Genomic DNA, 25,808 nt, shown 5'->3' on the forward strand with positions numbered 1-25,808 from the left:
TTTGACAGCGCCTGTATTTCAGTTTTATGCGGTTATTGCTTTCTTATCAAAACCAAACCAATCAATCTTTCTGCTCAGGTACATTGCTGCAGCCAGTAATACAAAGAGGCCTACGCTGCCAAATAACAGTGCATTATCCTGCATCTGGATCAATACATAAATAAACAAGTACAATGCAGAAAGCAATGCAGCAAAAATTAACACCACATTCCATTTCTTAAAAATGCTTTTAGTATACCAGCTTAGTAATGATACTGTTGCTGCAGATGCAATAAGATAAGCGTATGGAAACTGTATATATTCTGAAACAGAAAGCAACAGGATATAAAATATTACCAATGCCATACCAATAAGAATGTATTGCAAAGGATGCACGGGTTTGCGTTGAAATATCTCTGTAAAAAATAAAGTAAAAAAAGTAAGTGCAATGATGAGGATAGCATATTTAACTGAACGCATGGTTTGTGCATATGCATCAAACGGTGATAACAGAATTACACCAAATGCACTTTCCTTAACCGACTGGGCTGCATTACCGGCACCATTAAATATTTTAGGGAAGTCACGATTAAATTGTGAGATATTCCAATCTGCTTCAAAACCTTTTTCAGAAACACGTTCTGTATCGGGCAAATATTTTCCATCAAAAGCAGGATTGCTCCATGCGGAAGAAAAATGAACTGTAGTACTGCTACCTAACGGTGTACAGTATATTTTTTCTGATCCCTGTAAAGTAAGTTGTACAGAAAAATTATTTTCACTATCAATAAAAGAAGTATCAAGCGGCATCGGCACAGAGATGCCTTGCGAAACAATATTGTTATCGGGTACACCAGCTTCCATATTCTGTAGTTGCCCGTTCCATTTAATACTTTGTTGTTTTACTCCTTTAAGATCGGATATGCCGATACAGAGTTTTGCTTCACTCCATTTTAATGCAGCCGGGTTTATACCAACAGCAGTAAAACTATGTTTGGCAAACTTTCCGTTTAATAACAGCGGCTTTGCAGTAAACACCGGTACTTTGTAAATACTCCTGTATCTTATCTCCGGCTCGATGGTACCGGAGATGTTCAATTGTTCAGGCATCAGGAATAAATTTTTTCTCACTGTTACTGCATTGCCGTTGTTGATCTCGTTTTCGGTGTAGGGTATAATTAAAAACGGGCCGGTAATGGTTTGCGCTGCAGACCATTTATTGCTGATCTCCCTGGTTACTTCCTGTTTCCTGTCTTTTCGGTCTGTAACCAGTGACATGATGATGAAAGTGGGAATAAGCAGCGCAAGGATTAAAAAGGCAATAAAAAAAGATTTAAGTACCAGTCTGTTTTTTTGCCAAAAGCTAAGGGCGGGTTCTGTTTCCATTTTTTTTTGTTTTTAAAAGTACTTTGTATTTCAAAGTAAAAGTATAAAAAAATTTATTTCATAGAGCCGATCATTTTTTCCAATGCTGTTAAATGTGTCTTAAATGCTTTTTCCCCGGCTTTGGTAATGGAGTATGTAGTGTTGGTCTTTCTGCCGATAAAGCCTTTTTGTACTTTTACAAAACTGCTTTCTTCCAGTGTTTTTAAATGACTGGCCAGGTTACCATCCGTAATACTTAAAAGCTCTTTCAATTCATTAAAGTTTAATTGTTCATTTACCATCAGCGCACTCATTATGCCCAGGCGGATACGGCTGTCAAAAATTTTATTTAAGTTTTCAATTAAGTTCATACCCCAACCCCCGAAGGGCCTTTTATTCGCTGAATGGTTAAAAAGCTTTTCACTTATACAATATTAATTTTTTTCTCCTGCTCTCTCGTACCTGTACCACATTACTATACCGTAAATAATATGCAGCAAGCCAAATCCTGCGGCCCAAAAATATACACCATAGCCAACAAACCAGCAATTAATTATACCCAGTAAAACCTGGCAGTATCCCAGGTACCTTATTTCGCTCAACGTATATTTACTGGCATTCACTAATGCAAGTCCATAAAAGATCAAACAGCCCGGCGCAATCAATCCGTAATTTCCGAACTGCATTTGCCTGAATAAATAAATACCTCCTGCAATCATAGGTACAGCCACATTTATTAAAAGCCTTTTGGAAGAATAGCCCCACATGGGAATATTATTTTTCTTGCTCCTCAGGTAAGTAAATAAAAAAGAAGATAAAAGTGCAGCAAAAAAAGTGATCAGGGCTATTTTGAACAAGCGATGCCCCATAAAATCCTGGATGGTTTCTGTTTCAAGGGTTTTGTTAATAATAGCCCTTGCGCCTGATGGCCCGCCACTTGCAAGTATAACGTCATTAGCAAACCAGGCGCCTGCCAACGCACATAAACCGGCAGCAACACCACTTAAACCACTGAGGCTGATAAAACGGCTGCTGCGTTCCATCATCTGTTTTATTTGCTGAAGGTCCTGGAGAGATTGTTGTTGCTCATTCATAAAAAAGCACTTTGAAATACAAAGTAAATCATTGGTTTTGATTTTTGCAAATTAATTTTACTGCCGGCCGGCGTATTTTTAGCTGTAGTTGTTATTACAAATCGTTTTTCGTCTTATCTTACAACAGCAGCATCAGCTGTAGTTACCAAATACTGCCATATATACAATGAGAAAACATGTTGTAGCCATTCTCGTGGCCATTGCCTGTACCAATCCGTACCTTTCTGCACAATTAAAAATCAATCCCGCTGCCATTGATATTGTAAGGGATTCTTTTGGTGTGCCGCACATTTTTGCCAAAACTGATGCCGAAGTAGCTTATGGCCTTGCCTGGGCAGAGGCAGAGGATGATTTTGAAAGCATGCAACAAGTGGTATTGCCTACCAAAGGTTTGATGGGTAAAGTATTGGGTAAGCCAGGAGCCGCCGGTGATTATGCATTTGCATTATTCCGTTGCAGGGAAATCACCGAAGAAAAATGGAATACACTTTCACCGGAATTTTTACAATTGATAGATGGTTATGTACAGGCATTGAATCATTATGCTGCTACGCATCCCGGAGAAGTGTTGCATAAAAAATTATTTCCCATTACCGTTACAGATTATGTTGCCTCATCAGTTTTTGCACTTACTGTTTTTAATGGTGCGGATGGTGCCCTGCAAAGAATTTTCAATAATGCCGAATGGCAGGCACCTGAGTTGAACAAAAAAGGCAGCAACTCTTCCGCCATCAGTGCTGCAAAAACCACAACCGGCGAAGCCTTTCTTTTAATTAATGCCCATCAGCCAAATACAGGCCCGCAGGCTTTTTACGAGGCCCATTTATGCAGCGAAGAAGGGTTGAATGCTTTGGGAGGTTTATTGGCAGGTGGCCCGTGCATACTACATGGCGTAAATGAAAATTTAGGCTGGGCACATACGGTAAATTTTTGCGACAGGATGGATGAATACCAGTTAGAAATGAATCCGGAAAATCCATTGCAATACAAATTTGATGGTGAATGGATAAACCTGGAAGTAAAAACCGTACGGTTAAAAATTAAAGGGGTGCCCGTTACCATAAAAAGAAAAATATACTGGAGTAAGTATGGCGCTACCATGAAAAATAAACAAGGTTTCTTTTCCATACGCCTTGGTGCCAATATGCGTATCGGAGAACTGGACCAATGGTACCATATGGACAAAGCAAAAAACTTTACCGAGTTTTATGCGGCATTAAGTAAGCAGGAATTGAGTATGTTCAACATCATGTATGCCGATAAACATGACACCATTTTTTATATCAATAATGCCTTAATGCCAATAAGAGAAGCCGGTTATAACTGGAAAAGAACTTTGCCCGGCAATACCTCAAAAACTTTATGGACAAATTTCAGGGGCATTAAAGAATTGCCGCAATATATAAATCCATCAAGCGGCTTTTTATTTAACACCAATCATTCTTCTTTTTTAGCAACCGGCACCGGTGATAATTTAAAACCAGTTGCTTTTGCCAAACAGGATGGCTGGGAACAATATCATTTAAACCGCAGTGTGCGTTTTTTAGAATTGTTTCCGCAAAATGATAAGCTGAGTTATGAAAAATTTAAACAGATAAAGTTTGATCAGCAATATCCTTCCGTTTTACAATTTCAATATAAGATTGACAGCATGTTTTTATTAAGCGAAACAGCATACCCGGAATACGCATCATTGATTGCTACTTTTAAAAACTGGGATAAGCGTGGCGATGCCAATAGTAAAGGTGCTGCCATATTTTTATTGACCTATGAGCACATTAAAAAGTTATTACAGGGCCAGGATGCAAGACCTGTTACAACTGCAGAAGCAGTAGCAACTTTTAAGTATGTGCAGGAGTATATGCAAACGAATTTTGGCAGAACAGATATTGTATTAGGCGATCTGCAAAAATTAGTTCGTGGTGATAAAGACTGGCCCTTAGGTGGTTTGCCCGACCAGTTATCACCACAATGGACTGCGCCATATAAAAATGGCACCCTAAAATCTATTGGTGGTGACGGACTGATCATGTTTGTTCGATTTGCAAAAGAAGGCTTGCCAAAAATTGAAACCGTTAATATGTATGGTGCCAGTGCAAGACCCGGCAACAAACATTTTAACGACCAGGTGGAAATGTATTTAAAACAACAAACCAAAACCATGACCTTAGATAAAGCAACGGTGTATACAAATGCAGAGCGCATATATCATCCGGAATAGGAATTATAATTGATTAATGGGTTTTTATTTATCTTTCGTCTTAAAATAATCATCTGCTGCATGAAAACCACTCTTCAATTTTTGTTTATTGTATTGCTATCAGGTACCGGCTGTATTGCTATTGCCCAAAACCGCACTACAGATACCAGTGCCACTTGTATTTCTTTCTGGAAAAATAAAGACACCAGGGTTTACCAGATTAAACACACCAAAGAAAAAACTGACCTGGTAAAAGGCAAATCTGTATCTGCCGCAACTTATGAAGCTCACTTAAAAGTGATTGACTCTACTGCTGCCGGTTTTACTATTGAATGGGTGTATAAAAACTTTGCCACTTCGGGTGTTTCAGAACAAACATTGAACAGCCTGCATTCTATTATGGAGGGTTTGAAAATAGTATATAAAACAGATGATGTAGGCAGCTTTTCTGAATTGGTTAACTGGCAGGAAGTAAGGGATTTTGCCATCGGTAGTTACGAAAAAGCACTTGCAGGTAAGCCGCAGACTAAAGAATTTGTAGCCGGCTTAAACCAGGTAAAATCAATTTTTCAATCTAAAGAAAATATACAAACCGTGCTGATAAAAGAAGTGCAGCTTTTCCATTCTCCCTATGGTATAGAATACAACACCGGCGGTACCACTGTTGCTACTGAACTACCTAATGTTACCGGAGGTGCGCCATTTCCTGCAACTGTATCGCTCATACTTAATGAGCTGAATAAAAAACAGGATTACTGTAAAATAAGCCTGAACCAGGTGATTGATAAAGGGAAAGCAGGCCCTATCATGTCGGCTATGCTTAAAAAATTATCCAGCACACCTATTAAGGACGAAGCTGAAATTGACAAACAGATCAGGGATATGGAGATGAGCGATGTCAATCAATTTACTTATGCTATTTCCAGCGGCTGGCTTAGCCGTATCTATTATAGCCGTACTACAATAATTGGCAGCCTTAACCAGGTTGAGAGTTATGAAATAACAGAGAAGAAATAGTTACTGACCAACTTTTGGTTATTACCTGTTTTTTACCTTATTCATTTGCTGCTGCCGTTGCAAATTTTATTAATTGCCAGTAAGGAGGGCGATAACCGTTTTGTTTTACAAAATCTGCAGCCAATACTTCTGTTTTAATTTTTACTGCTTTATGCATGGCTACAAAAGTTTCGTTCTTTAGGGCACGGGTAGCACTCATACCTTCGGGTATAACACCGTATCTTCCAAACCTGTTTAAAAGCCAGCAATAAGCTTTCAGCGTTCTTGCAACGGGCAGCATCCATAAATTGTAGCCGATCGTTTTTCCGTTGTTGGCTTTTTCCAGTAAAGCATCCATTGCGGCATTGTCAATATGATCTTTATACAAGGTTTCAGGGTCACGCCATTCGGCAACAATGGCCAATTGCGGATCATACTCCAGGTCGGATGGCATTTGAGTTACAAAATTTTCCACCCCAAAATCCTGCAACCATTTCATTACACCTGGTGATGAAATAGTAGAAATATTTTTCCATAGCTGTACACCGTTTTTGCGATAGGCATAAGAGCCTACTTCAGAGCAAAACATTTCAGTAGAATCATAGAAATTCATTTTAAAGTCATAGGGAATATGCCTGCCTAAGGCTTCATCATACATTAATTGTGCAGCTTTTTGTGGTAACAACATATCCTGTTGCATTGCAGGCAAATCGTGGCGTAACCTTAGTACCATAAAGCGCAGTTTTTTATCTTTTACATATTGCGCTACGGTGGAAACGGCTACTCCTTTTTCAATATGTGCTTCTATCAAATACGGAATATTTGATTTGGTATCAATATAGATCAGCGCTACATGAGAAAAATTTCCGGGATAATCATTTCCCCTGGATATTAACGCAGATACTTCGGCGCCACCACGTGATACCAATAAATCTCCGCTATGTACCTCAATACCTAAAATATTTGTGTAAAGTGTGGCAGTAGTCTCCTGTTGCACTAACATAGCAGGAGAAATTTGTTTAACATCAGTTTGTAATAAAACTTCTTCCACAGCTGCACGCATACCATAAAGCAAAGCATACATAGAGTTTTTTACAGCCATATCGTTCATATTCCATTGCTGCGACTGCAATTTTATATAACTGCGTAAGCGATTATAATAACCGGTAAACCATTGCACCTCGCCTGGTTTTGCTGCAATTAAAGCAGCAAGGTTAAAAAAATTATTTTCTATTGTGGTAAGGATGGTATCAGTTGCAGTATAGGTGCCATTTTGATAAATAGAAAATTTATTCTCTGCATTATTTTTTTCAGCTGCTATTATTGAATCTAATTTTACGGGCAGTAATGTTTTAGCATTTTTAAACCGTTGCTCCATTAATTGCCACACATTATCCCTGTTCCAGAAAAAAGGTTTTTTGCCCCCTGTAGTAATTACAGCATTATTTTTAGCATCCGGTATTAATAAAACAGAATAGAGTACTGGTAAGGCAAGCAGAGTTCGCAGTAGTAGTGTTTTAACTTTTTTCATAAAGGATCAGTCTTCAGTTATTTTCCAGTACCTGCATAATTTTTTTACAGGCAGTTGTAATTTCTTCTTTATTAATAACAAGCGGTGGCACAATCCTTAAACAATTGCTGGCAAACAAAAACCAATCGGTAAAAATACCTTCGGTAATTAATGCATCAATTATTTTTTTATTTACTTCAAAACTCTCAAACTCAATTGCCAGCATTAATCCGCAACTACGAACCTTAAAGTGCCTTGACGGTTTAGAAGCATCTGCCCCCTCAAGCAATGCTACAAACAACGCTTCTTTTTCTTTCACCCCATCAATTAATTTTTCTTGCAGCAATACTTTAAAAGCTGCTAAACCTGCTGCACAACAAACGGGGTGGCCGCCAAAAGTATTGATATGGCCAAGTACAGGATCATGCGACAGCGCATCCATAATTTTTTTATCAGCAATAAAAGCACCTAACGGCATGCCGCCGCCTAATGCTTTACCCAATAATAAAATATCCGGTACCACATTAAATTGTTCAAATGCCCATAAAGAGCCGTTACGCCCAAAGCCGCATTGTATTTCGTCTAAAACCAGGAGGGTTCCTGTTTCGGTACATTTTTTCCGCAGTGCCTGTAACCAATTATTTTGCGGTACTAAAACACCTGCTTCGGCCTGCACTGTTTCGGCAATTACACAGGCAGTGCGTTCGGTGATATTTTCTAAATCTTCAAAAGAATTGTAATGGAGTTGCATCGTATCCGGCAATAGCGGACGAAAGGCATTGCGCCAATACTCATCTCCCATTATACTCAACGCTCCCTGTGTACTACCATGGTAACTGTTTTTAAAAGAGATGATCTGTGTTCTGCCACTGAATCGTTTGGCTAATTTCATAGCGCCTTCTGTTGCTTCACTGCCGCTGGCTGTAAAAAAAACAGAGTTTAGTGAAGCAGGCAAATATGCTGTAAGCATGGTGGCATATTGTACCTGCGGACTTTGCACCAGCTCTCCATACACCATAATATGCAGGTAATCGTCCAGTTGTTTTTTTATTGCTTCAATAACCCGGGGATGACGATGACCTACATTACAAACACTGATACCTCCAATGAGATCAATATATTCCTTGCCGTTTACATCAAATAATTTACTGCCTTCGGCTTTTATTATTTCTAATGCTAAAGGCGCTTCGGAGGTTTGGCCCACGTGCTGCAAAAACAAATTCCTGTTACTCATATTATTCAAAGTTCGTAAAGATTAATTGAATTATAAATGTTTGGTTAAATTGCAACAGGTAAAAGTATTTGCTGCATTTAATCTGCGCAATAAAAATATATTGCTGAAGAGTACGGTTACGGGAATTCATTTGAATATTAATGCAGCCCGGCAGAAATTCAACAGCTCGTTTTAAATAAATATGATAACACTGCCAAAGGCAGAATTAAAACTTACAATATGCCAGTAATTCTTCCGGTAAAAGGAGTATTCCCAGTAATGGGTAATGATTGTTTTATAGCCCCTAATGCAACTATTGTTGGCGATGTGGTAATGGGTGATGATTGCAGTATCTGGTTTAATGCCGTGCTGCGTGGCGACGTGAATTTTATACGTATGGGTAATAAAGTGAACGTGCAGGACGGCGCTGTAATTCACTGTACTTACCTTAAAACGGGCACTACCATCGGAAATAATGTTAGCATCGGACACAATGCAATTGTACATGGATGCGTTATAGATGATAATGTGCTGGTGGGTATGGGCGCCATTGTGATGGATAATGCCCATATTGGAAGCAACAGTATTATTGCAGCCGGTGCAGTAGTACTCGAAAATACGATTGTGGAACCGGGCACCATTTATGCAGGCGTTCCTGCAAAAAAAGTAAAAGAAATCAGCCAGGAAAAGATCAGCGGGGAAATTGACAGGATAGCGAATAACTATTTAATGTACAGCGGGTGGTTTAAAGAGCCGCAAGGGGAATAGCCGCAAGGAAGGGTAAGCTGCTGCAAGTTTAATATTGATCCCTTGAAGCTGGTTACCTGAAGCTTTTCCCAACCGGGCTTTTACGGAAGCGGAGAAAAATATATCTTTAAGACATGAAAAAAATTATAGTAGCCATATTTTGCGTATCATTTTTATTAAGCGGATGCTTTGTAACCAACCTGTTTCGTAAAAAAGAAAAGTATGGCTGCCCGAGTAATGGCAGAAATGTAGGTGCCGAAAAAATACTGGCCGGAGAAAAAGTGAAGAAGGCAAAGTACAAGGGGGGCAAGAAAGCAGTGGGAGAATAAAAGCTGCAAGGAGGAAGCCAGCTGCTACAAACTTAATGTTTATCCCTTGAAGCTGGTTACTTGAAGCTGGCTGCCTGACGCTAAAAATAAAAACCTAAATCCGAATATTTATGTGCTACCAATTGAAAACCCCGAATGGCGCTACCGAAGCAGTTATTGACGATAACTGTGGCATTTCAAAATTTTATGCTATTGCCACCACACTTGCAGATGATCTACAGGTAAAATTTTTAAACCAGGTGGATGATGCTGAATCCTTAGACTGGGATTTTCAGTACAAAGACAATTTTTTAACGCTGCATTACAGCATTTTTAATGGCGTTAGTATCCTGCCTCAGCATCTGGAAAATAAAAAGAAAGACAGTACAGCCGTTATGGAACTGGCAAATTATCTGCAACGAATGGCTTATTGATTTTTGATGCAGGATTTTTGATCTACGATTATTTAAGAAGATATGATAAAGTAGCAGACCATTACAATTACAGAAATTAAAAGTCACCCATCGTAAATCTAAAATTTCTTCTCAATGCTTTCGAGGATATTGCAATAACTGATATACCGGTCCATTGAAATAGTATTATTTTCTACTTCTTTTTTAACAGCACAGTTAGGTTCGTTGGTATGCATGCAGTTGTTGAACTGGCAATCATTGATCAATGCTTTCATTTCCGGAAAATAGTGCGACAGTTCCTGCTTTGGAATATCCACCAGGCCCAATTCCCTTATTCCCGGTGTGTCAATAATTTTTCCGCCAAAGGACACACCTGCCTGTCCGGCAGGCAGGTCAAACATTTCGGCAAATGTTGTAGTGTGCATGCCCTTTCCGCTCCAATCGCTTACAGCCAGGGTTTTTAAATTCATCTCCGGAAAAATTTTATTCAGGAAAGAAGATTTACCCACACCACTATGGCCACTTAATAAGGTCACTTTATCTTTCAACAAATTTTTTACTTCTTCTACACCTTCGCCAGTTTCCACACTTATTTTTTTAACGGTGTACCCGATGGCTTCGTAAATTGATCTCACCATTTCAAATTTTTCTTCCTCTTTCTTTTTATACAGGTCGGCTTTATTAAAAACAATTATCGTAGGAATATGAAATGATTCGGAAGAAATTAAAAAACGATCGATAAACCCTTGTGATGTTTTGGGATCTTTTATAGTTGCAAACAGCAATGACTGATCTAAGTTTGAAGCAATGATATGATGCTGGTGCTTATTGGCCGGAGAAGTACGGGTGATATAATTTTTACGATCGTAAATTTTAGTAATGGTTACGCCGGCTTCCAATTCATTTTCCATTTCAATTTCTACAATATCACCCACTGCAATCGGATTGGTACTGGTAAGTCCATCAATTTTAAATTTGCCTAACATACGGGCATTAAATGTTTTCAGCTGTCCCGACGGCTCTAAGCCTTCTGACACCTTTACCACGTACCAACTGCCGGTAGATTTATAAACGGTTGCTTTCATTTGGGTGCAAATTTCATGAATTAAAATGAAATAGAAGAATTAAGTGCAGATACCTGATCCGGCGCCCTCGCCTGATCATGTACCTGCATATGGTCTGACGCCCTGGTCTGACCACATACAAATGCTACGGGAATTTTTTAAATATAGTGAACCGGAATAACACTTCTAATAAAAGCAGCGCCAATGCAGCCATCACAAAGGGAAAGAATTTATCGGTATACCTGGTTAAGGTGGAGATCTCTACTTTTGATTTTTCGAGGCCGTTGATATCATCGTAAATTTTGCTGAGGCTTTCATTATCTTTTGCCCTGAAATATTTACCGCCCGTTTCACTCGCAATTTCGTTCAGCAATTTTTCATCGATAGTAACTTTGGTATTTTGCATCTGTACTCCCAATGGCGTATTCACCGGTTGCGGCGCATAGCCCTCGGTACCTACACCAATAGTGTATACTTTAATACCGAATGTTTTGGCTATTTCTTTGGCCGTTTTAGGGTCTATCAATCCGCCGTTATTTTCTCCATCCGTTAATAAAATAATCACTTTACTTTTTGATTTACTGGTACGCAACCTGTCTACACTGGTGCCCAGTCCGCTGCCAATTGCGGTACCATCTTCCAGTAAGCCGTTATGGATATTTTCTATGGCAGCGAGTAAAACATTGTGGTCCGTTGTTATCGGGCATTGCGTAAAACTCTCGCCTGCAAAGATCACCACACCAATCCTGTCCGTACTTCTTTTATTTACAAAATCGGCTGCTACTGCCTTAGCGGCCTCCAGCCTGTTGGGCTGAAAATCCTGCGCTGTCATACTACCGCTTACATCGATACACAATACAATATCCACACCCTCTCCTTCTGCCTGTTGCAATTCGTATCTTGTTTGTGGTTTTGCCAATGCTACTATTATACAACTCAGCGCCAGCAATCTTAATATAAAAGGTAAGTGACGCAAACTGTTTTTCCAGGAGGATAAACCTTTAGCACTGGCATCAGAAATAATGATAGCGCCCTGTTGTGTATTATTTTTTAGGGCATACCAAACCATCAGTATCGGCAGCAATGCAAACAATACAAAAAACCAGGGTTGGCCAAAAGTAATATCGTTGAAATAATCGAAAAGCAAAATGGTGAATTGGTTTACTGGTGAATTGGTTTACTGGTTTGTATAAAATTTATGCTGTCTTTTATTTTATTAAAGCATGCTTCGCTTTCTGAAGCTACGGGTAAATATTTTGCAAACTTTACTGCATCGCCGCAACGCAGTGCTGTGGCTGCATTGGTAATAGTATCCTTTGGCAGATTAGCTTCTGTTAAGTGCACCAGCACATCACCGGTGGTCTTATTCATGATGCTTAACTTTTGCCTGCGGCTGATATACCATTTAAAAATGGATGAAAGTTTTGCATGATACAGTTTGATATCTTCCGGATTTTGCAGGTTCAGTTGTTTCAGTTTGTCCAGATTTTGTATCGCTTCATCATAGGGAGAAAGCTTTGCAGTAAAATCTGTAGTGTCACTTTTGGCTTTTTTGATCACATATTTCCAGATCAGAAAACCTATGATCAGTAATAATATAATTCCGCCGCCGATATAATACCACAAATAACTTTTGATCTCCACTTCCATGATGGGTTTAATATCCCGAAGCTGATTGGTACTGTCTGGCGGCGCATAGCCCACATTAACCGCGATAGAATCTGTTGACAGGAATATCGTGGTGTCATCTTTTACCGGATCAAAATTCACTTTAAAAGCAGGGATATTCCATCTTCCTGAATCAAAGCTGGTGATTGTGATGGTTTGCTGAAACGTTGTAGTATTATCCTGTATGCTGGTATCTATTTTGCCTTTATCAACTATATCAAAATGTGCTACAGAATCGGGCAGTATAATGCCACTTACTTTGTAAACACCTGTGGGGAATATTGACGTTACTTTATATTGTATCGGTTCGCCAATAAGTATATCACTCTTATCAACAACTGCTTTTACTGAAGGGGATTGTGCAAAAACACCTGGCGTACAAAAAGAAAAACAGGTTACTGCAATTGCAACTTTTACAAACCGATTTATATTTCTCTTACCTATCATCAATTATACATTCACCAATTTTGCATTGGTTTTTAATTTCGTTTTATAAAAAACTGCTGTAATATTTTTACATAATCATCATCCGTACGCACATGCAGCAACTCTGCACCTGCTTTTCTAAAATAGGTCTTACATAATTCACTTTGTTGCATAAAATGCTGCTGGTAATTGTAGCGTACCAATGCATTGCTGCTGTCGATCCATTTACTTTTTTCTGTTTCTGCATCCTGTACCTGTATCAATCCTGCATCAGGTAACTGCATATCCATTTTATCATACACCCTTATTCCAATTACGTCATGTTTATTGCCAATTACTTTAAGATCGTTATCATAACCGGTCACTAAAAAATCACTTAGTAAAAATGCAATACTTTTTTGCTTGACAGAAGTGGTAAAATATTTTATTGCCGCATCCAGGTCGGTTCCCTTTTTGGTAGCTTCCACGGTCAGCAATTCCCTTACAATATATAAAGCATGCTGGCGCCCTTTTTTGGGCGCAATATATTTTTCAATTTTATCGCTGAAGAAAATCACGCCTACTTTGTCATTATTACTTACCGCACTAAAAGTAAGTACAGCAGCCATTTCCACGATCAGGTCTTTTTTTTGCCTGGCAATGGTACCAAATAAATTGCTGGCACTGGTATCAATCAGCAACATCACCGTTAGTTCTCTTTCTTCTTCAAACACTTTGGTAAAAGGATGACTGAACCTTGCACTTACATTCCAATCAATAAACCGAACATCATCCCCTGCATAATATTCCCTCACTTCTCTAAAGCTCATGCCCTTTCCCTTAAAAGCAGAATGATACTCCCCCGTAAATAAATGCGTGGTGATCTTTTTGCTCTTGATTTCAAGCTCCCTTACTTTGCGTTGTATCTCTTCTGTTGTTAACAAGATGATAGTGGTTAGATTTTAGATGACAGTCCTTATTTTAAGTTACTCTTTTCGTAATAGCCGATTAGTCCATTTAAGACTTTAAGGCACTCTTCAATCAAGAGCGACAATGGTGTAAATTTCTCTTCGTTAATAATTTCCATCATTACAGCAATGTTTAACAATGTTTCTAATTCATACAAAGCGCCTCTCGAAATATGTAAAAACTGTATGGTATCTTTCTTATAATTCCTGCCACTCCCCTCAGCAATGTTAAACGGTACCGAAACAGCTGCTCGTTTTGTTTGCGATGTTAAAGCATACAATTCTTCTTTAGGAAAAGTCTTGGTTAACAAGTAAATTTCTTTAACCAATTGCATTGATTTTTTCCAGGCTTCTACTTTTTTATACCCAGTCATATCCCATTAATTTTAAATTACCAATACAAATAATCCTGCGGCTCACCTTCTATCATCTGTCATCTCATACCTGTCAACCTGCATCTTATGGCACGTTTACAACCCTTAAAATTTCTGTTATGATCTGTTCAACATTTACATTCTCTGCTTCTGCTTCATAGGTCAACCCTATTCTGTGGCGCAACACATCTTTACAAATACTTCTCACATCTTCAGGAATAACATAACCACGTTTATTTAAAAATGCATAGGCCTTTGCAGCCAATGCCAGGTTAATACTTGCCCTGGGGCTTCCGCCAAAACCAATCAATGGTTTTAGTTTAGGCAGGTTATATTTTTCAGGATAGCGTGTGGCAAAAACAATATCCAGGATATAATTCTCTACTTTTTCATCTAAATAAACCTGGCGCACCAATTCCTTTGCAGTTAAAATTTCGCTGGTTGATGCTACCGCATTAATAGTCTGAAAACTCAAACCCAATGTATTCTGGCGAATAATTAATTGCTCCTCTGCTTTTGTAGGATAATCAATAATTACTTTCAGCATAAACCTGTCAACCTGTGCTTCAGGTAATGGATAAGTACCTTCCTGCTCAATAGGGTTTTGTGTGGCCAATACTAAAAATGGTTCGGGCAATTTATATGTAGTATCTCCAATAGTTACCTGTCTTTCCTGCATGGCTTCCAGTAAGGCGCTCTGCACTTTTGCCGGTGCCCTGTTAATTTCATCTGCTAAAATAAAATTAGAAAAGATAGGCCCCTTACGCACCATAAATTCATTCTTGGCCTGGTTATAGATCATTGTTCCCACAACATCCGCCGGCAACAGGTCGGGCGTAAACTGTATACGACTGAAATTAGCCTGCACCGTTTCTGCAAGCGATTTAATGGCCAGTGTTTTGGCAAGGCCTGGCACACCTTCCAGCAATACGTGCCCATTGCTTAACAGGCCAATCAGCAGGCGTTCTATCATGCCATGCTGGCCCACAATCACTTTACTCAATTCATCATTGATCCTGGTAACAAATCCTGCTGCATGATTAATTTTTTCATTCAGCAAACGGATGTCTTCTGCGGTTTGTAACATATGTTCTTTTTTTGGAGCCTAGCCATATTTCTTTATTCATCTTCATTGGCGTCGCACTCTTGTACAATATTTCTTTATTCAGCCTTAATTGTGTTATATAAAATCACCTTTGTCACCAGAGCTTTGCAACTATCATACCTGATATCTTATCCTGCAGGTAAATTTACTCGTTTTAAAAGAAACTCCTCTGTATCAGGCATAAGCTGCAATTTACGTACTGTCCCTTAACAAAAATTTTGCCATCTTGATGAGTGGGGCAAAAATCTGTTAAAATGAGTTTATCTTTAAAAAAATCATTTTTATGGTAGATCAACAATTAATCACCGCATCCAACCAGCTGGAAGGATACCGTGTTACAAAACATTTAGGCATTGTACGTGGCATTACCGTACGCAGTCGCAGCCTTTTGGGCAATATTGCCGGCGGCTTTCAAACTTTATTTGGCGGCAAGATCTCCATCTATGTTGAATTGTGCGAAAAAACAAGGGAAGAGGCTTTTCAACTGATGTTGCAACATGCTGCAGAACGTGGTGCCAATGCCATCATCAATATGCGCTATGATGCCAATGAAGTAATGAATGGGGTTACTGAAGTGCTGGCCTATGGTACGGCTGTGGTGGTGGAAAAAATATAATCGGGTATGGAAATATTTTTTGCAAGCATCTCTTTGATGTATGAGATATTTTGCAATAATAATCGCTGTTTTGATGTCCCTGTCAGGCCAATCGCAGAAAAAAAGACAAAAACACCAACAGGAAGGGGACAACATAATTTTCAAATGCATCTTCCCTGAGCCTGCAACATTTGAGGGAGGAATTAATTCTTTGCATAGATTTATTGCCGAACAATTCATTCAGCCTGATGCTGTGCCAGACAGCACATTTTTTATAAAAGGAATAGTACAATTTGTAATTGATACCAGTGGCAATGCTACACAGTTTGCAATAATAGATTCCGCAGGTCATGATTGCGATAAGGAAATCATTAGAATTCTTTGTCTTACAAAATGGAAGCCTGCACGTTACGAAGGAATACTTTTTAAAGAATTTAAAAGGTTGCCTTACACCATCATGTTCGAAAAATCTGATGCTGTTAACTCAGATACTTCCCCACAATCGGCACCCGCCTGCCCACCCCAAACGCTTTTGGCGAAATACGTATTATAGGACAAAACTGGTTGCGTTTATATTCGTTGATGTTTACCATTTTTAACACCCTGTCTACCAAAGCGGCATCAAACCCCTGCGCTTTTATTTCCTTTGGCCCCTGCCTTCTTTCAATATACTGAAATAATAATTTATCAAGAATACCGTAATCGGGTAAGGAGTCGGAGTCTTTTTGCCCGGGCCTCAACTCTGCACTGGGTGCTTTGGTAATAATATTTTCCGGGATCACTTCTCTATTACGGTTGATATATTTTGCCAACGCATACACCTGCATTTTGTAACAATCTCCCAATACACCCAGTCCGCCGGCCATATCGCCATATAATGTACCATAGCCTGTTGCCAGTTCACTTTTGTTAGATGTATTCAATAAAATGTAACCAAACTTATTGGCAATGGCCATTAATAAATTGCCCCTGCTGCGGCTTTGTATATTTTCTTCTGCAATGCTGAAGGGCAGGTCTTTAAAAATGGGTTTCAGCTCCTGTAAAAAACTATCGTAGATATTTTTTATCGGCACAATATCGTAAGGGTTATTTAAATTTTTGCTCAAAGCTTCGGCATCACTTACACTATGCCCTGTAGAGTATTCAGATGGCATTAAAACAGCCCTTACATTATCAGCGCCCAATGCTTCGCATGCCAGCGCTAATGTAACTGCACTGTCTATACCACCGCTGCTGCCTAATATCGCTTTTGTAAAACCCATCTTGGTAAAATAATCTCTTATGCCCATTACAATAGCATCATGTACCTGTTCTATATTTAAATTTTCTTCTAACGCCACAGGGTTTAATTCTTTATCTGGTACACGGCTGGCAGGTTCAATAATGGGAGCATCTATTGTTCCGTCATCGTTTAAAATAAAAGATTGTAACGATGATTGAAACGAAGGTAACTTGCCACACAAATTAGCATCCTTATCAAATACATAGGATGTGCCGTCAAATACCACTTCTGTCTGGCTGCCCACCGCATTGCAATAAAACAAAGGCAACTTGTATTTTGTAACGTTGGCTTTTATAGTGGCTTTTCTGTCTTCATCATGTGTATAATCAAATGGCGATGCCGATAAATTCAGCATCACATCCGGTTGTTGTTTCATCAGTTCATCCATCGGGCAAATGCGGTACATCGGGTTATCACCCAGGTTCCATATATCTTCACAAATCGTTATTGCTAATTTCTTTCCTTTAAACTCCATCACTTTCCAATCGTAGGCGGGTTCAAAATAACGGTACTCATCAAACACATCATAATTAGGTAAACAGGTTTTATGGGCTATGCCTTTTACTTCTTTTTCATACAGGAAGTAAGCTGCGTTAAACAAGTCCTTTCCTTCTCTCACGGGGTTTCTGTCCGGTGCACCCAACAATACTGCAATAGTATCTGCATGCTGTTTTATCTCATCAATAGCGGCATAACATTTACCGATAAAATCATCAAACTCTAAAAAATCTTTGGGCGCATAGCCACACACACTCAGTTCGCTGAATAATATCAGGTCGCCGCCCTGCTTTTTGGCTTCTTCAATAGCACAAATAATTTTTTGTGTATTGCTTTCAAAATTGCCAATATGATAGTTTTGCTGTGCTAAAAAAATCTTCATAACGCCGATTCCTCCTATTTATCTTTATGTTTAAAAATTAATCTTTTTCTTTGTAAAGTTAAATTATTCAACAATGCGGTTATTATTTGGTTTACTTATTATAGGCAGTGTAGTCTTTTCCTGCAACAGCGGCGAAAAAATACCCGATGTTTCCAATATCAAAATAGAGCTGAATACCCAGCGTTTTGAGCAGGACCTGTTTGCGCTGGACTCAACCAATTTTGCCCCGCTGATAGATAAAATACAGGCAAAGTATCCCAGCTTTACCAACACCTTTATTTTCGATATTTTACGTGCTGATCCAAAATGGCCCAATGATACCATAGCAAATTATGTTCGTCAATTTGCCCATGACACTTTATACAACAGTGTTTACGACAGCAGCCAGTTGCTTTTTAAAGATTTTACGCCTTTTGAAAAAGAAATAAAAAATGCTTTGCAATTTTGTAAATACTATTTCCCTGCTTACAAATTTCCACAAAAAATAATTACTTATATAGGGCCATTAGATGGTACCGGCACCGGTACTTCAGACGAAGCTATCGTTGTTGGCTTGCAACATTATTTAGGAAAAAATTATTCCTTGTATAAAACTTCATTGGTACAGGATACCTATCCGCAATACATCAGCAATAATTTTGAAGCGCCGTACATTGTAGTGAACGTGATGAAGAAGATTATACAGGATATGTATCCCGAGAAACCGGAAGACAGGTCTTTAGTACAACAAATGGTGGAAAAAGGAAAGCGCTTATATGTGCTGAGTAAACTACTTCCTTATAAAGAAGAAGATAAACTGATTGGTTATACAGCTGTGCAATTAAAAGATTGTTACCAGCACGAAGAAAATATCTGGGACTTATTTGTACAGAATAATTTACTGCAAACCATCGACGATAATGTAATTAAAAACTACATCGGAGAATCGCCTAAAACACAGGAGCTGGGAGATGCTTCACCCGGTAATATCGGTTCTTTTGCCGGATGGCAGATCGTAAAAAAATACATGAAAAAATATCCGGAAACAAGCCTGCAAAAATTAATGGCTACTGATGACGATACCATTTTCCAGGAAGCGAAATACAAGCCTTAGCAATTGCTAAACAAATAAAAAATAAACGCCGGTTACAAAATTTGTAACCGGCGTTTATGTATACTAAGATTACTATGTTATAGTTCAAAGTTTTCTACTCACCTACTTACTGATTATGTAGCAACACAAGTTCTCTTTTACGGATCAGGCGAAGCTACGCTGCAATCTGCTGTTGCATTTCTGCAGGCCTTTTACCCAAATGTTTCATTACCCTGAAATGAGAAGCTACCGCTTCAAGCATGGTGCGGTACTGGTTATATGGGAGGTTGTATTCGGCACATTTTTGTTGTACTATTTTACTGATAGCCGGATAGTGTACATGGCTTACCTTAGGAAAAAGATGATGTTCGATCTGAAAATTCAATCCGCCCACAAACCAGGAAATTGTTTTGCTACCCATTGCAAAATTAGAAGTGGTTCTTAATTCATGTACTGCCCATGCAGATTCCACATGTTTGGTCTCCTCTAAACCTACATGCTCAAATTCTGTATTTTCCACTACATGTGCTAATTGAAAAACAACAGACAACGTTAAACCCATAACAGCATGCAACAATAAAAAACCTCCCAACCATGGTAGAAAGCCCCATTTAATAATGGGCAGCGCAATATAAAAAGTTAAATATCCTGCTTTGGTTAACCAGAAAATAGTTTTGTTTTTTGCCGACATTTTCCATGCTTCGGTGGTATAAATTTTACCTGTAAAATATTTAGTAAAATCCATAAAAAATATCCAGAAGATAGAAGACAAAGCGTAGATAGGCAATAGATACAAATGCTGAATTTTATGCGCCGGTACCCACTTTTGAGTTTCGCATTGGCGGATGATCGGGCTCTTGGCAATATCATCATCAATGCCATCTACATTGGTATATGTATGATGAACAATATTATGTTTTTGTTTCCAGAAAAAAGAACTGGCACCTAATGCATTGGCACTAAGGCCCATCATATCATTCAGCCATGGCCTGGTAGAATAACTGCCATGGTTGGCATCATGCATCACACTAAAACCAATGCAGGCAAAAATATATCCCAGTGCAGCACAAATTAATAATGCCGGTAATGCCGTTAAATGCAAACCGGGTAACATCAGAAAACAATATCCGGTAACAGCTGCCCCGATTAAAATAATACTTTTACTATACAACCTCCAGTCGCCGGTTTTTTTGAAATTATTTTTTTCAAAATATTCATCTACTGCTGTTTTAAGGCTTTGATAGAATTCGTTGTTGCGATTTGAAAAAGTAATTTTTGCCATAGCAAACTATTGAAGTGAAAGGTTTTCCTTACCGGTTTTTTAAAAAGATTGTTGATAAATTTTATTAGGTATTGATGTTGTCAAAATGAGACGGCTGAAGATACACTTAAAATTGATATAAATAAGCTTTAGTTTAACTTAAAAGGCGTGCTCATTTGAAAAGAAGGAATAGATACTGTAAAGGTTTTTTTATTAGTGATATTCTCCATAAGATAAGTGCCGTGCATTTTGCCTATCTCTGTACGCAGGTTACACCCGCTGATATACTGGTATAACTGACCGGGATTGATTTGTGGTTGCACACCAACAACCCCTTCTCCTTCAACCTCCCTGAGGCTGCCGTTACTGTCGTAAATATACCAGTGACGGCTTAATAATTTTACCGGAAATGTATTGTTATTTTCAATGGTGATCTTATAGGCAAACATAAATTCATTATTCACCGGGTTGCTGTAATCCGGCTGGTAGTATGTTTCCACACTTATGTTGATACCCTCAGATATTTGAGAAACCATGTATTGTGTTTACTGTAAAAATAGCAATAAAACCGGGGTTTTGTTGTTAAAATAATGAATTGCTTTTGGCCTTGCAAACTTTAGTAACTGCCGTTAATGACACCAATTTTCACTAATGGCATTTTATTATTCGTGTAAATCCGTGTTATTAGTCGCTAAAAAACTACAAAGTAGTGGCTATATTTTTCTTGCAGCAGCATAACCGTTCTTTTGTAGCCATTGCAGCACTTTATCCCTGTTATCGCCCTGCACTAATATTTCACCATCTTTCACTGATCCGCCGGTGCCGCAAAATGTTTTTAGTTTTTTCCCCAGCTCTTCCATATCTGTTTGTGATCCAATAAAACCATCAATTAAAGTAACCATCTTGCCGGCCCTTTGTTTTTTATCTAACAGTATCCTTAATTTTTGTTTGGCAGGAGCTAAAGTTTCCTGGTCATTACTTTCTGTTTCTTCCAATTTAAAACCCGGATCAGTTGAGTACACCAACCCGCCAAAGGAATTTAAACTGCTTTTCTTTTTACTCATATAATTGTCAATAAAAAACTTAAATAATTTTTGCTTTCAGGCTAAGGTCTACACTTTTTGCCTGGTGAATAACAGCGCCGCTGCTGATATAATCTACACCTGTAGCTGCATAGCTTTCAATATTTTCTAAATGAATACCGCCGCTGGCTTCGGTTTCATATTTACCATCAATGATTTTTAATGCTTCGGTAATTAATTGCGGTGTAAAATTATCCAGCATTATGCGGTTTACTTTTCCGGTAGCCATCACTTTTCTTACGTCTTCAATACTTCTTGTTTCCACCTCTATTTTTAGGCCCGGCTTTTTTGCCTGCACATAATCGAATGCTTTATTAATTGCTTTTTCAATCCCCCCGCAATAATCAATATGATTATCCTTCAGCATTATCATATCGTATAAGCCAAAGCGATGGTTTACGCCGCCGCCGATCTTTACGGCTTCTTTTTCCAATAAACGAAAGTTAGGCGTGGTTTTACGGGTATCCAACAATTTTGTTTTATACCCCTTTAATTTATCAGCATACGCTCTTGTTAAAGTAGCAATACCGCTCATGCGCTGCATGCTATTCAGCACCAATCTTTCGCATTGTAAAATGGTATGCACTTTTGCTTCTACGTCAAAGGCGGTTTCGCCAAACGTCATGGCATCTCCGTCTTTTTTGTAAGCCGTAAAAACAATATCGGGTTGCATGTAGCGGAATATTTTTTCTGCCACCGCTACACCTGCTAAAATCCCATCCTGTTTAATTTTCAATACTGCTTTTCCTTTTGCAGCTGCATCAATCGAAGCTAATGTGGAATGATCCCCATCGCCTATATCTTCCTGTAATGCATTTTTTATCAGCAGGTTTAATTGTTCGTTGTACTCCATAAGCACAAAGCTAAGAAATACCGGCAGCACTTTTAATGGAGCGCTGCCGGTATTTACCAAAGTACCCTGTACTAATGCCTGCATCAATTTCATATTGGCCAGGTACTATAAAAAAAAGAAAGCCCCGGAAATATCCGGGGCTTCTGTATTGTTGGTGTCAGACATTACTTGAGTTCAAATCGTATTTCCTGTAACAATTGTTTGTCATTTTTCTGCTTCATAAATACGGTGGTTCTAAAGGAGCCGTTCTTGGTAACTAAAGTTCCTATACAATACTGCGAACCGGAGTTTTCGCCTTTATGAATAATTTCGAAACCCTTTACGCCATTATTGCTGAAAAAGTCTCTTAAAACAGTTTCTGCCTGGTTTTTACTGTAGTTATTACTTTTATCAGGCATTGTTATTTCAACGGTATTATCAAAGTACTTGGCTATTTGGGCCGAATCACCTGCCTTTAAAGCATTTACCACTTCATCAATACTTAAAAACAGCGTAAAAGACGAAAGCAGGATTGTAGTTGCAAACAGCGTAAAAAATCGTTTCATTTCAGGTTATTTAGATACCATCATTTTTGCTAAAAGTATGCCAACCTGTGTTAAAATCACAATTGTGGGCGTAAAATTTATGCTTAATTACTACAAATAACGAGTAATTAGCTGCAAATATTTTAGTTTTACGTATGGAAAATAAGAAAGTTATACTGATTATCATGGATGGATGGGGCCTTGGTAAGGTAAAAAGCAGCGATGCCATCCAGCATGCTAAAACCCCGTTTGTAAGTTCACTCTATTCAAAATACCCTAATTCCACCTTAGTTACCTGCGGAGAAGATGTGGGCCTGCCCGAAGGCCAGATGGGTAACAGCGAAGTAGGCCACCTTAACCTGGGTGCCGGCCGTATAGTATACCAGGAACTACAGCGTATTAATGTAGCCATAAAGACCGGCGAATTTGCAGCCAATCCCACTCTTTTGGCAGCTATTGACTATGCTAAACAAAACAATAAGCCATTGCATTTAATGGGCCTGGTAAGTGATGGTGGTGTGCATTCTCATACCAACCATTTAAAAGCCTTAACCTCACTTTGTGCCGAAAAAGGTTTGCAGAATGTATTGATCCATGCATTTACCGACGGCCGTGACACTGATCCTAAAAGCGGACTTGGCTTTTTAACCGACCTGCAAAGTCATTTAGATAAATCAACCGGCCATATTGCTACTATTACCGGAAGGTATTACGCAATGGACAGGGATAAACGCTGGGAAAGAGTAAAGCTGGCCTATGACGCATTAGTAAATGCCGTTGGCGAAAAAACAGGTGATGTTTTAGCTGCTGTAAAAAAATCTTACGACGAAAATATTACCGATGAATTTATAAAACCTGTTATCAATTCCTCCATACCGCAAACGCAAATTCAAAATGGCGATGCGGTGATATGCTTTAACTTCCGTACCGATCGTTGCCGGGAAATTACACAGGTACTTACACAAACAGATTTTCCTGATTTTGGCATGAAAAAACTCGACCTGCATTATACTACTATGACGCAGTACGACCATACTTATAAAAATGTACACGTTGTTTTTGAAAATGATGATCTTAAAAATACTTTAGGAGAAATTTTAGAACAAAATAATAAAACGCAGATACGCATTGCCGAAACAGAAAAATATCCTCACGTAAGTTTCTTTTTTAGTGGTGGCAGAGAAAAAGAATTTGTGGGAGAAAAACGTATCATGATACAATCGCCAAAGGTTGCCACCTACGATTTGCAACCCGAGATGAGTGCCTTTGCTGTAACCGATGCTATTGTAAAAGAAATTGAAACCAACCCAACCGATTTTATTTGTTTAAACTTTGCCAATGCAGATATGGTAGGCCATACAGGCGTTTGGGAAGCAGTAATAAAAGCAGTGGAAACAGTGGATACCTGCGTGGAAAAAGTAGTGACAGCTGCATTAAAACAGGATTATGCAGTTTTCATTTTAGCCGATCATGGCAATGCTGATTATGAGATCAACGAAGATGGCACCCCCAATACCGCACATACATTAAACCTGGTGCCGTTTTTTATTGTTGATAACAAATGGAAAGGCAATGTAAAAAATGGTAAATTGGGAGATATTGCACCAACCATTTTAACCATGATGGGCTTACCTATACCGAAAGAAATGAGTGGTAATGTATTGAGCTGAATCACAAAGCATGCTTTAACCTTTAATAATACCGATCATGAAAAAGTTTTTTAAAAGATTATTGGTACTGCTGCTGCTGGTATTTATAGTGATCCAGTTTTTCAGGCCGGCAAAAAATATAGCAGCTGGTATTAGCGCCAATGATATTACAACTAAATATGCCATACCAGCAGATGTGCAGGCATCACTAAAAGCCGCTTGTTACGATTGTCATAGCAATAATACAAGGTACCCATGGTATAATAATATACAACCCGTAGCCTGGTGGCTTGCCAATCATGTAAATGAAGGCAAGAAAGAATTAAATTTTTCGGAATTTGCATCTTACCGGATAGGAAAGCAGTATAATAAACTGGAAAAAATTAATGGTGAAATTAAGGAAGGGGAAATGCCGTTGGGTTCTTACACAATCATACATAAAGATGCCGTCTTAAATGAACAACAAAAATTGAGTATAGCCAATTGGGTAACTGGTATAAGAGATAGCATTAAAGCACATTACCCCGAAGACAGTTTAAAAAGACCACAAAGGCCGCAACAGCCTCCAACAAAATAGTTGATTAGTTTGGCAAAAAATGTTTAGCAAAAAAAAGATACCGGCTTTTGTAATGCTGCTTGCAGTAACAGCACCGCTATTGTTTTTTGCCGGCTTCTGTATTAAACAAAAACTGATTGAACATGAAATGGAAGAAAGGCTGGAAACTGCTTCACTTCAAACAGTCACTATTAAAATTAATGAGCTGCAATGGTTGAAGAAAAATAAAGAAGCCGTTATTGAAGGCAGATTATTTGATGTAAGGTCTTTTACCACCAACGGCAATACAATAACACTAACGGGATTATACGATAAAGATGAAGATCATTTACATGAGCAGCTGAAAAATTTTATGCAGCAGAAAAACGGTGCTTCATCACCGCTTAATTCCATTGCAGTCAGGTTTCTTTTCCCTCCATTATATAATAATCCTGCAGGCTTAGTTTGCCATAATAGCTGGCAGCATGTTGACCGTATTTTTTTCCCTTACTACAAAGAAAACATACCAGACCTTCACCTTGCTGTTATTGTACAGCCTCCTAAATACGCATAGCATCTTCTATACTGCCAGAATTGGCTTTTGCCGCAATTGAATAATTCAATTCAGTTGTGCATTTATATATATTATTTACCAGACTAAATTTC

At 38.6% G+C, this 25,808-nt stretch carries 28 protein-coding genes; 11 read left to right on the forward strand and 17 right to left on the reverse strand.

Annotated elements, in window-relative coordinates:
* Positions 1–24: 24 nt before the first annotated feature.
* From creD to ACYVM0_RS21830, 3 genes are all read right to left on the reverse strand, one after another.
* Positions 25–1,365, reverse strand: a complete 1,341-nt coding sequence (gene creD, locus ACYVM0_RS21820) for a cell envelope integrity protein CreD (protein WP_460560674.1) — start codon at positions 1,363–1,365, stop codon at positions 25–27.
* Positions 1,366–1,418: 53 nt separating this feature from the next.
* On the reverse strand, positions 1,419–1,715 hold the full coding sequence (locus tag ACYVM0_RS21825; protein WP_460560676.1) for a winged helix-turn-helix domain-containing protein: 297 nt from the start codon (positions 1,713–1,715) through the stop codon (positions 1,419–1,421).
* A gap of 63 nt (positions 1,716–1,778) precedes the next feature.
* The gene (locus ACYVM0_RS21830; RefSeq protein ID WP_460560678.1) at positions 1,779–2,438 is read right to left on the reverse strand and encodes a hypothetical protein; all 660 of its coding nucleotides are present in this window, start codon (positions 2,436–2,438) and stop codon (positions 1,779–1,781) included.
* 166 nt (positions 2,439–2,604) lie between these two features.
* Between ACYVM0_RS21830 and ACYVM0_RS21835 the strand changes: the two genes are divergently transcribed.
* Both ACYVM0_RS21835 and ACYVM0_RS21840 read left to right on the forward strand, forming a co-directional pair.
* Positions 2,605–4,659, forward strand: a complete 2,055-nt coding sequence (locus ACYVM0_RS21835) for an Ntn hydrolase family protein (protein WP_460560680.1) — start codon at positions 2,605–2,607, stop codon at positions 4,657–4,659.
* 60 nt (positions 4,660–4,719) lie between these two features.
* Complete coding sequence (locus ACYVM0_RS21840; protein ID WP_460560682.1) at positions 4,720–5,655, forward strand: hypothetical protein; 936 nt, start codon at positions 4,720–4,722, stop codon at positions 5,653–5,655.
* A gap of 37 nt (positions 5,656–5,692) precedes the next feature.
* On the opposite strand, the gene ACYVM0_RS21845 is transcribed toward ACYVM0_RS21840, so the two are convergent.
* Entirely contained in the window at positions 5,693–7,165 is a 1,473-nt protein-coding gene (locus ACYVM0_RS21845) for a YiiX/YebB-like N1pC/P60 family cysteine hydrolase (protein ID WP_460560684.1), read from the reverse strand.
* A gap of 13 nt (positions 7,166–7,178) precedes the next feature.
* Complete coding sequence (locus tag ACYVM0_RS21850; RefSeq protein ID WP_460560686.1) at positions 7,179–8,378, reverse strand: aspartate aminotransferase family protein; 1,200 nt, start codon at positions 8,376–8,378, stop codon at positions 7,179–7,181.
* Positions 8,379–8,597: 219 nt separating this feature from the next.
* On the opposite strand from ACYVM0_RS21850, the gene ACYVM0_RS21855 reads away from it, so the two are divergent.
* From ACYVM0_RS21855 to ACYVM0_RS21865, 3 genes are all read left to right on the forward strand, one after another.
* Positions 8,598–9,125: a gamma carbonic anhydrase family protein gene (locus ACYVM0_RS21855; RefSeq protein WP_460560687.1), complete on the forward strand. Its 528-nt coding sequence runs from the start codon at positions 8,598–8,600 to the stop codon at positions 9,123–9,125.
* A 113-nt stretch (positions 9,126–9,238) separates the two neighbouring features.
* Entirely contained in the window at positions 9,239–9,433 is a 195-nt protein-coding gene (locus tag ACYVM0_RS21860) for a hypothetical protein (protein WP_460560688.1), read from the forward strand.
* Positions 9,434–9,543: 110 nt separating this feature from the next.
* Positions 9,544–9,846: a hypothetical protein gene (locus ACYVM0_RS21865; RefSeq protein WP_460560689.1), complete on the forward strand. Its 303-nt coding sequence runs from the start codon at positions 9,544–9,546 to the stop codon at positions 9,844–9,846.
* 98 nt (positions 9,847–9,944) lie between these two features.
* On the opposite strand, the gene rsgA is transcribed toward ACYVM0_RS21865, so the two are convergent.
* The 6 genes from rsgA to ACYVM0_RS21895 all read right to left on the reverse strand — a co-directional run bounded on the left by rsgA (position 9,945) and on the right by ACYVM0_RS21895 (position 15,391).
* Complete coding sequence (gene rsgA / locus ACYVM0_RS21870) at positions 9,945–10,910, reverse strand: ribosome small subunit-dependent GTPase A (protein ID WP_460560690.1); 966 nt, start codon at positions 10,908–10,910, stop codon at positions 9,945–9,947.
* 124 nt (positions 10,911–11,034) lie between these two features.
* Entirely contained in the window at positions 11,035–12,036 is a 1,002-nt protein-coding gene (locus ACYVM0_RS21875; protein ID WP_460560691.1) for a vWA domain-containing protein, read from the reverse strand.
* Between the two features lie 14 nt (positions 12,037–12,050).
* Positions 12,051–13,004, reverse strand: a complete 954-nt coding sequence (locus ACYVM0_RS21880; RefSeq protein WP_460560692.1) for a hypothetical protein — start codon at positions 13,002–13,004, stop codon at positions 12,051–12,053.
* A 32-nt stretch (positions 13,005–13,036) separates the two neighbouring features.
* Complete coding sequence (locus ACYVM0_RS21885) at positions 13,037–13,906, reverse strand: DUF58 domain-containing protein (protein ID WP_460560693.1); 870 nt, start codon at positions 13,904–13,906, stop codon at positions 13,037–13,039.
* A 32-nt stretch (positions 13,907–13,938) separates the two neighbouring features.
* Entirely contained in the window at positions 13,939–14,304 is a 366-nt protein-coding gene (locus ACYVM0_RS21890; RefSeq protein ID WP_460560694.1) for a four helix bundle protein, read from the reverse strand.
* 85 nt (positions 14,305–14,389) lie between these two features.
* Positions 14,390–15,391 (reverse strand): AAA family ATPase, encoded by a 1,002-nt coding sequence (locus tag ACYVM0_RS21895; RefSeq protein WP_460560695.1) that lies wholly within the window; start codon positions 15,389–15,391, stop codon positions 14,390–14,392.
* A gap of 301 nt (positions 15,392–15,692) precedes the next feature.
* Here ACYVM0_RS21895 and ACYVM0_RS21900 point away from each other — a divergent pair, with 301 nt between their 5' ends.
* Positions 15,693–16,025 (forward strand): YbjQ family protein, encoded by a 333-nt coding sequence (locus tag ACYVM0_RS21900; RefSeq protein ID WP_460560697.1) that lies wholly within the window; start codon positions 15,693–15,695, stop codon positions 16,023–16,025.
* Positions 16,026–16,065: 40 nt separating this feature from the next.
* Complete coding sequence (locus ACYVM0_RS21905; RefSeq protein WP_460560698.1) at positions 16,066–16,557, forward strand: energy transducer TonB; 492 nt, start codon at positions 16,066–16,068, stop codon at positions 16,555–16,557.
* Here ACYVM0_RS21905 and ACYVM0_RS21910 read toward each other — a convergent pair.
* A complete protein-coding gene (locus tag ACYVM0_RS21910; RefSeq protein WP_460560699.1) occupies positions 16,484–18,166 on the reverse strand; it encodes an NAD(+) synthetase in 1,683 nt (560 codons plus the stop codon). The two genes, ACYVM0_RS21905 and ACYVM0_RS21910, sit on opposite strands and share 74 nt — an antisense overlap.
* Positions 18,167–18,239: 73 nt before the next feature.
* On the opposite strand from ACYVM0_RS21910, the gene gldB reads away from it, so the two are divergent.
* On the forward strand, positions 18,240–19,259 hold the full coding sequence (gene gldB / locus ACYVM0_RS21915; protein WP_460560700.1) for a gliding motility lipoprotein GldB: 1,020 nt from the start codon (positions 18,240–18,242) through the stop codon (positions 19,257–19,259).
* Positions 19,260–19,413: 154 nt separating this feature from the next.
* On the opposite strand, the gene ACYVM0_RS21920 is transcribed toward gldB, so the two are convergent.
* The 5 genes from ACYVM0_RS21920 to ACYVM0_RS21940 form a co-directional block, all read right to left on the reverse strand.
* A complete protein-coding gene (locus ACYVM0_RS21920) occupies positions 19,414–20,520 on the reverse strand; it encodes a fatty acid desaturase family protein (protein ID WP_460560702.1) in 1,107 nt (368 codons plus the stop codon).
* Positions 20,521–20,648: 128 nt separating this feature from the next.
* Positions 20,649–21,035 (reverse strand): Co(2+)/Mg(2+) efflux protein ApaG, encoded by a 387-nt coding sequence (gene apaG / locus ACYVM0_RS21925; RefSeq protein WP_460560704.1) that lies wholly within the window; start codon positions 21,033–21,035, stop codon positions 20,649–20,651.
* Positions 21,036–21,212: 177 nt separating this feature from the next.
* Positions 21,213–21,563: a translation initiation factor gene (locus ACYVM0_RS21930; protein WP_460560706.1), complete on the reverse strand. Its 351-nt coding sequence runs from the start codon at positions 21,561–21,563 to the stop codon at positions 21,213–21,215.
* A 19-nt stretch (positions 21,564–21,582) separates the two neighbouring features.
* A complete protein-coding gene (gene nadC / locus ACYVM0_RS21935) occupies positions 21,583–22,518 on the reverse strand; it encodes a nicotinate-nucleotide diphosphorylase (RefSeq protein ID WP_460560707.1) in 936 nt (311 codons plus the stop codon).
* A gap of 80 nt (positions 22,519–22,598) precedes the next feature.
* Entirely contained in the window at positions 22,599–22,979 is a 381-nt protein-coding gene (locus tag ACYVM0_RS21940; RefSeq protein WP_460560709.1) for a DUF4783 domain-containing protein, read from the reverse strand.
* Between the two features lie 134 nt (positions 22,980–23,113).
* On the opposite strand from ACYVM0_RS21940, the gene gpmI reads away from it, so the two are divergent.
* The 3 genes from gpmI to ACYVM0_RS21955 are packed head-to-tail and all read left to right on the forward strand — an operon-like array spanning position 23,114 to position 25,716.
* Positions 23,114–24,628: a 2,3-bisphosphoglycerate-independent phosphoglycerate mutase gene (gene gpmI / locus ACYVM0_RS21945; RefSeq protein WP_460560710.1), complete on the forward strand. Its 1,515-nt coding sequence runs from the start codon at positions 23,114–23,116 to the stop codon at positions 24,626–24,628.
* Positions 24,629–24,665: 37 nt separating this feature from the next.
* Positions 24,666–25,184 carry a heme-binding domain-containing protein gene (locus ACYVM0_RS21950; protein ID WP_460560712.1) on the forward strand — a complete coding sequence of 173 codons (519 nt, stop codon included), beginning with the start codon at positions 24,666–24,668 and terminating at the stop codon, positions 25,182–25,184.
* 19 nt (positions 25,185–25,203) lie between these two features.
* A complete protein-coding gene (locus tag ACYVM0_RS21955; protein ID WP_460560713.1) occupies positions 25,204–25,716 on the forward strand; it encodes a hypothetical protein in 513 nt (170 codons plus the stop codon).
* Positions 25,717–25,808 lie beyond the last annotated feature (92 nt).

It is taken from the genome of Ferruginibacter profundus, from assembly GCF_054783275.1.